At 46.0% G+C, this 7335-nt stretch carries 5 protein-coding genes; 2 read left to right on the top strand and 3 right to left on the bottom strand.

Features of this window, described 5'->3' with window-relative positions; all coding sequences use genetic code 11:
* Positions 1–132: 132 nt before the first annotated feature.
* The gene (locus WCK19_RS17955; protein ID WP_342398780.1) at positions 133–1158 is read left to right on the top strand and encodes a CPBP family intramembrane glutamic endopeptidase; all 1026 of its coding nucleotides are present in this window, start codon (positions 133–135) and stop codon (positions 1156–1158) included.
* A gap of 175 nt (positions 1159–1333) precedes the next feature.
* Positions 1334–1570 (top strand): hypothetical protein, encoded by a 237-nt coding sequence (locus WCK19_RS17950; protein ID WP_342398779.1) that lies wholly within the window; start codon positions 1334–1336, stop codon positions 1568–1570.
* Between the two features lie 133 nt (positions 1571–1703).
* Here the strand turns inward: WCK19_RS17950 and WCK19_RS17945 are convergent, their stop codons facing one another.
* The 3 genes from WCK19_RS17945 to WCK19_RS17935 form a co-directional block, all read right to left on the bottom strand.
* Entirely contained in the window at positions 1704–3266 is a 1563-nt protein-coding gene (locus tag WCK19_RS17945) for an NADH-quinone oxidoreductase subunit N (RefSeq protein WP_342398778.1), read from the bottom strand.
* 14 nt (positions 3267–3280) lie between these two features.
* A complete protein-coding gene (locus tag WCK19_RS17940; protein WP_342398777.1) occupies positions 3281–5041 on the bottom strand; it encodes an NADH-quinone oxidoreductase subunit M in 1761 nt (586 codons plus the stop codon).
* Positions 5041–7335 (bottom strand): NADH-quinone oxidoreductase subunit L (locus WCK19_RS17935; protein WP_342398776.1); only part of this gene is annotated, 2295 nt, incomplete at its 5' end. The genes WCK19_RS17935 and WCK19_RS17940, both read right to left, overlap by 1 nt.

The following is a 7335-nucleotide window of genomic DNA, read 5'->3' as shown; positions in this document are numbered from 1 at the left end:
AGTTATCAACCGCTATACACAAAATGTAGATAACTTTTCCATTGAATATACCAAATTTAGATGTGTCTATTTTTAGTGTATAATGCGCTTATTATTTTTTATTGTTTGGCATATTCAACTGAAGGTTATGCAATGAATTTTCTGGTCGTGCTTGTAGTAGCATTGCTGGTAAGTGCAGGTTGGTTTATTAGCCTGCGTTTTCTGGGACTGAAATCTGAAATTCAAAAGCGAGACCCTGCCAGTGCCGAGCAACGGTTAGGCTGGATTCGGACATTCAGGGATCTGGCTTTTTTCTTCAGCCTTTATTTTATCATAACCACTTTGCTAATCTTTAGTTTTGCCTTTATCTATGCCTTAATAAATCCCCCTAATAAATTTAATTATCTCGATTCTTTCGGGCAAATTGTCAATTCAGTTTCACAGGACGGGGGCGTGCTTAGCGTCAGCAGTATTTGGGGTGCGTTGGTTTTGCTGGTAGGGTCAGTAACAGCCGTTTTCGTTAGCCAGCGCGTGGCTAGAGGGCATTTTATTCTCGACCTTGGCTTGCGCTTATATACTGCGGTTCCTGTAGATATTATTCTTGGTATTTTGCTTGGACCCTTGCTATTTGCGCTAGTCTATTTTTTTGAACGTTCTACCGGTTTTATGCTTAGCAATACCGGTCCAAACTACGATGCTGGTCAAATATTACAATGGGTGGCAATCTTTCTGTGTGTGGCTATTGCTGAAGAACTGGTAGTGCGTGGCTACATTCTTCAAGCTATAAATCTCACTTGGGGCGGCGTAGCGGCTGTAGTCGCCTCGTCAGTCTTCTGGGGGCTATCTCATCTTTTGAATCCTCATGGTAGTATCCTTGCGGCGGTTAATATTGCGTTGGCAGGTCTGGTTTTTGCATATGCTTACATGATTACCGGACGCTTGTGGTTGCCCATAGCCTTCAATTTTTCTTGGAACTTCGCGCAGGGTGTGATTTTTGGCTTTCCCGTAAGTGGGTTTACCGTTTCTTCCCCGGTGTTGCAACCTCTGGTAGATGGTCCAGACTCTGTTACAGGCGGTTCATTTGGTCCAGAGGGTGGTCTGGTAGGTATGGTAGCTTTGCTGGCAGCCGCTTTGTTGTTGTACGGATGGAGCAAAACCAGACAATTCCCCAAAAATTAAGCCGCACGTAAAAATTTATCTACTTGACACCATTTATTAACAAAAGTATAATTATTGTTATAATAATTACAAAAAAAAACTTCTACAAAACTTATCTAACCTAATCTGCTCAAAGATAAGAACTCTATGATTTAGTTGTAACGTAGTTTTTTCCGTTCTACGGGAGGGTGGCAGCATGGCTCGAAATGAAGCAACAATCCGGGGCAGCAAAGCTGGTATTTCTTATGATAAAGCACACTGCAATAATTGCGGTAGTAATCTTGAACCGATAGGAAACCGTTTATTTTTGATGTACAAGCGGGCACAATTGCCACAGCCTAATCATGAAGCATGGGTTTGCGTACATTGCGGATGGGTTGAAGGAGATACCGCTTTTCAGGCTTTATTGGAAGATCGCATTAACAGTCACTAGAAATTCATTTCACATAGTAGCAGTATATATTTGCAACCCCTCAGTTTTATGAGGGGTTTTTGCTTTTTAAATGTCAAAAAAAAGCCCTTTTCCTGTATTAGTGGAAAGGGCTTTTTTGATTTTCTGCTTTTTACTATTGTCCTAGCGCGGTTTTTATCCCCTCAAAGAAAGGAGTTGCTCCGTCTTTTGCCCAATCTAGGGCTGGACCTGGGTAAATGCCCAATATCAGAATTGCTGCGGTAACTATTATCAGCGCGGTTGTTATAAACAACGCCTTAGTGGGTTGTGCCCTTTCCTTAATGCCTTCTGGAGCAGGTCGGAAGTACATTGCCACAATTATACGCAAGTAGAAGAACGCCGATATTGCGCTGTTTAATGCCCCTACAATTACCAACCATGTAAGGTCGCTATCAATAGCGGCTCGGAATACAAAGAACTTTCCGAAGAAACCGCCTGTGGGTGGCAAGCCTGTCAACGAGAAAAGACAAACTGCCATTGCTAGTGCCGGAATTGGCGCCCAGCTACCTAGCCCGTTGTAATCTCCTTCGTCTATGCCGTTCCCGGTATTCTGCAACCAAATGGCGATACCAAACGCACCCATATTCATGAATACGTAGATAACCGAGTACAACAGAATCGAGCTAATCGCATCACGCCCCTTTTCAGGGCTATTAACATAGGCTGCTAGACCAATCATTATGTAGCCTGTGTGAGCAATACTGGAGTAAGCCAGCATGCGCTTGACGCTTTTCTGCACGATTGCTACTACGTTGCCGAGAGTCATGGTTAGCACTGCCAGCACTGCAATAACAATAGTCCATTGCTCGGAAAGTTGCGGTATCCCTTGCACCATAACCCGAACCAACGCTGCAAAAGCCGCCGCTTTTGGTCCGGTGGACATAAAAGCGGTTATCGGAGTTGGTGCGCCTTCATAGGCATCTGGTGTCCAGATATGGAAAGGTACCGCCGCAATCTTGAAACCGAAGCCTACAATCAACAGCAGCATTGCGAAGGTCAAACCCGGATCGTCTTTCAGGCTTGGGGTTGCAGTAATAGCTTGCCGGATTTCGTTTAAGTTGGTTGAGCCGGTCATACCGAACAACCAAGCCATACCGTACACCAGAATGGCAGTAGCGATAATACCGAGCAAGAAGTATTTCAACGCGCCTTCTGCCGAGCCTTTGTCATTGCGAGCAAAGCCGGTAAGGATGTAAACGGAGATAGAAATGAGTTCAATACCCACAAATATTACCGTCAAATCTCCTGCGGCAGCAGTCACCATCATACCCAGAACGGCGGAACTCTGGATATTATAGAAATCGCCGATTGGCATATCCCGTTTCAGCACATAATCCGGCGCAATTAGCACGCTGAGGATGGCGGAAATCAGGAAGACAACTTCAAGGAATGTGGTGAAATTATCACGGATGAACATACCACCAAAGGAACTGCTAGGTACTCCTGTAGGTGGTACATAATTGAACAATGCTACTGCTGCTACCAGTGCGCTGCTATACCCTATCAACGCCAACCAGCCTAAACTAGGGCGCTTGTCTTTGGGTATCAGCATATCAATGATGGTAATCAGAGTGCCGCTAAGCAACACGATGAGTTCAGGCAACAGTTTAATAAAATCGTCGCCAGTGAAGCTCGGCTTAACATTTGAAATTTGGAATATTACCGACTCTAGAGACACTTGATATCTCCGTCTTATCTAAAGAATTGCTGTACAATTGCCGTGAAGTCAATGACCTCGGCAAATTGGACGGATTTAGAAGCCACTCCGGTAATTGCCTCGGCAGGTTTGCCCAAGAAATCAAGCACAAGCACCGGGAAAACGCCCGTAACTATTGAAAAAGCAGCCATTGGATAAAGCGCAAACCACTCTGCAAAATTTAAATCCTTTAACTTTGCGCCGTTGCGTAGCATATCTTTATCTGCGTGACCATGTCCATGCCCGTGTTTTTCGTGAGCATGTTCTTCGTGACTATGCGCTGCATCATGGCTGTTGTGTCCACCATGGCTGCGTTCATATTCTTCCGCTTCTTTGATTTTGGCTTCTACAAACGCGAGGTCGTAATCGTCCACACGCCCGAATAAGACGCGCTTGTACAACCACAGCATATAGACTGCCGCAAAAACAATAACGAAGGAAGCCGTAAAGGCGTACCAACCGGTTACGCGGAAAGCACCCTGCATAGACAGGAACTCCCCTACGAAACCGCTCAACATTGGCAAACCTAGCGAACCCATTGTATAAACCATCATAATGGTGGCGTACAAAGGCATGCGATTTCCAATTCGCAACGTATTCGAGATTGTATTGATGTCGCGAGTGTGTAGGCGGTCGTAGATAACGCCTACGCAGAGGAACAACCCGCTGGTCAACAGCCCATGGCTGAACATTGTGAAGACCGCGCCATCAAAGCCCTGTCTATTGTTGAGCAACGGATTAATTTCGCCCTTGATTGTCTTTTCACCAAAACCGGCAGCAAAGCTGAACAAGCCCAATACTACGAAACCCATGTGGCTTACGCTGGAATATGCTACCAGACGTTTCATATCTGGCTGTACCAACGCTACCAACGCTCCGTAAATGATGGCGATAAGTGATAAAACAATCATAAATGGCGCAAGGTCGTGGCTGGCATTGGGGAAAAGCGATAGGTTAAAGCGGATAAGACCATAACCGCCCATTTTAAGCATTACACCCGCCAGAATAACGCTTCCGGCGGTTGGCGCTTCGGTGTGTGCATCGGGCAACCAAGTGTGGAGAGGCCACATTGGGATTTTGATACAAAATGCTATACCGAAGGCAAGAAATGCCCAGAACTGGAAGTCGTGGTTTAAACCACCTGATTTAGCCAAGCCTTCAGTTATTTCTACAATATCCAGTGTAGCTGCTTTGCCAGTTACTTTTACATACTCGAAATACAGGGCGATAATCGCCACCAGCATCAGAAGGCTACCGACTAACGTGTAAAGGAAGAACTTGACGGCAGCGTAGATACGCCTAGGACCACCCCAAACCCCGATAAGTACCGCCATCGGGATTAGTACCAGTTCCCAGAAGATGTAGAATAGGAAGAAGTCTAGGGCGCAGAAGACTCCAACTAGACCTACATTCAATAACAGCATCGAGAAATAATATTCACGGATGCGGGTTTGGATGGGCTTCCAACTGGCAATGATTGCCAAGAAGAAAAGTATGCCGTCTAGCAAGAGCATTAGCACTGAAACGCCGTCCACACCCATATGGTAGGTTGCGCCCAAGCCGGGTATCCACTCTGCTTTTTCAGTAAACTGGTATCCGGTCAAAGAGCGATCAAAACCGATGGTTATGATCAACGATACTATAAAGTTGGCGAAGGTTGTTACAAGCGCAATGCCTCTTATAATGTCATTATTCTTTGGCGCTAGTAGTATCAGCACCGCTCCAGCAAGCGGCAGATAAGTCATTAAGGATAGCATTAGAATTTAACCCCCACCGTCAAGTAGAAGATTGCCACCACCACTACCAGACCGAGCGCGATATAGAGCGCATAATTGGTTACAAAGCCAGTCTGTACTTTACGCAAGCCCTGTGAAATAAAGCGAGTCACGTATCCTACACCGTTGACGATACCGTCAATGATGAATACGTCTATGCCACGCCACAGGAAGCGGAAGAACGCCATACCGCCCTGTATAAAGATTAGGTTATACACTTCATCAAAATACCACTTGTTGCGCGAGATGTAGTAAAGCGGTCCCGAGAGGCGCATTGCCCGTTCCGGTAGCGTTTCCCGGTTTTTGTGATACATCACGTAGGCAATCCCTACGCCAGTAAGTGATACTACAGCCGAAACCAGTAACAGAATTAAGGTTCCGGTGAAGTCAGGCTGTTTAGTAATGTCATTACTTTCCATTACTTTAAGCGCAGGCTCGAAGGTTGGTTCCAAGAATTTCTCGATTTGGTTTACCCCGTTGCCAAAAATTACATTTGGCAGACCGACGTAACCAGCAGCGATGGACATAAAAGCTAGGAATACGAGCGGAGCTTGCATATTCCAGCCCGGTTTGTGGACATGCACCTTAACCTGTTTGCGGTTTTTATCGGCGTTGCCTCCCACGAACTCAATGATTTCAATCGGGTTGAAATATTGTATGCCTAGTTCTTTCGCTTTCTTCTGCATACCGGCATGCGCCAGCCTAGTAAGGGCTTTCGGCAAACGGTAGCTGTCGCTCCAGAAAACCGAGAAAATCATTCTGAAGCTATAGAAGGCGGTTAACAAGGCTGAGAAGAGACCGATTAGGTAAATCCACCACTGTCCTTGTAGGGCGGCAGTACCGAGAATTTCGTCCTTGCTCCAGAAGCCGGCGGTTAGCGGCACGCCAGCGAGAGCAGCTGCCCCAAAGGTCATGCTGATGGCGACAACGGGCATCTGTTTAAAGTAGTTGCCCATATAATCCATATCTTGCGGGTCTAAGCCTTCACGTAACAGACGGTCATCGCTTTTCGGATCAACGCCGTATTCGATGGCATTTTCAGCTGCTTCAAATAATTCGAAGGCATACTCCGCTGCTTTTTCTGGGTCATTAGGATATTTCTTCTTAGCCCATTCTTCAGCGTTATGATGGATTTCTTCAAACATTTCTTTGATAGTGTCTTCGTTGCTGTGTATAACTGCACCACAGCCGAGGAAGAGCAAACCTTTGAAGAAAGCGTGCGTCATAAGATGGAAGAAGGCTGCTATCCAACCGTACACACCTAGAGCAAAGAACATATACCCCAACTGGCTTACAGTTGAGTAAGCCATAACCGCTTTAATATCTTTCTGGGTTGTACCTACGGTGCTTCCGAAGAAAGCAGTCAGGATACCGATAACTGCTACAGCGGCGATAGCTTCTTCCGAGCGCACAATGATAGGGTTGATACGTCCTACCAGATATACACCGGCTGTCACCATTGTAGCGGCGTGGATGAGGGCTGAAACAGGAGTAGGACCTGCCATCGCGTCCGGCAACCATACATGTAAAGGCATCTGTGCAGATTTACCCATAGCGCCCATAAACAGCAGGATGCTAACTAGGAATACTACTTTGCCATCTACCAGACCTTCTTCAAAAACTTTAAAGACGTTCTCGTAGTTCAGACGGTCAAAGAGCGGTATTCCCTCACCGTGTGGAAGCATAATTACGAACAGCCACATTACGCCTAGACCGAACCCAAAATCACCGATGCGGTTGACCACAAAGGCTTTGACGTTGGCGGCAGAAGGCAGCATGCGACCCCAGTCGTATTTTTTGGCGAACCAAAAACCGATTAGCAGATAGCTGCTCAAGCCCACCAGTTCCCAACCTACATATAACCACAAGAAGTTATTGCACATTACCAGCAACAACATACTAAAGGTAAAGAAAGGTAGGTAGGTGTAGAAGCGGTGGAAACCGTCTTCGTTCTTCATATAGCCTGTGCTAAAGATATGTACCATCAGGCTGATAGTGGTAACTACCACTGTCATAACTGAGGTTAGCGGATCTAGCATCAAGCCAAATTTAATTTGGAAATCATCACCGCTAGGTATCCAGATGAATATCTCTTTGACACTCACCAGATGCTCATTAGAGCCTTGCAGGAAAACGAGCAAAATTATCGAGATAGTCAAGGAAGAGATAATCGCTGTAATCCCGATAACTCCCGTCAAGCCTCGCGCAAATAGCTGCCCTGCCGTCAAATCGGATTTTTTCCGGGAAGCCAGAAATGCAAGGCTGATAAAGGCGTT

It is taken from the genome of Candidatus Chlorohelix sp. (assembly GCF_037138995.1).
In the GTDB taxonomy this organism is placed as follows: domain Bacteria; phylum Chloroflexota; class Chloroflexia; order Chloroheliales; family Chloroheliaceae; genus Chlorohelix.
The sequence above is the reverse complement of the archived record's forward strand: the minus strand, read 5'-3'. Positions and strand labels throughout refer to the sequence as shown.

Bases quoted from the DNA above. Each gene is read 5' to 3' on its own strand.
- WCK19_RS17955 (WP_342398780.1), top strand. From the start codon at position 133: ATGAATTTTCTGGTCGTGCTTGTAGTAGCATTGCTGGTAAGTGCAGGT.
- WCK19_RS17950 (WP_342398779.1), top strand. From the start codon at position 1,334: ATGGCTCGAAATGAAGCAACAATCCGGGGCAGCAAAGCTGGTATTTCT.
- WCK19_RS17940 (WP_342398777.1), bottom strand. From the start codon at position 5,041: ATGCTATCCTTAATGACTTATCTGCCGCTTGCTGGAGCGGTGCTGATA.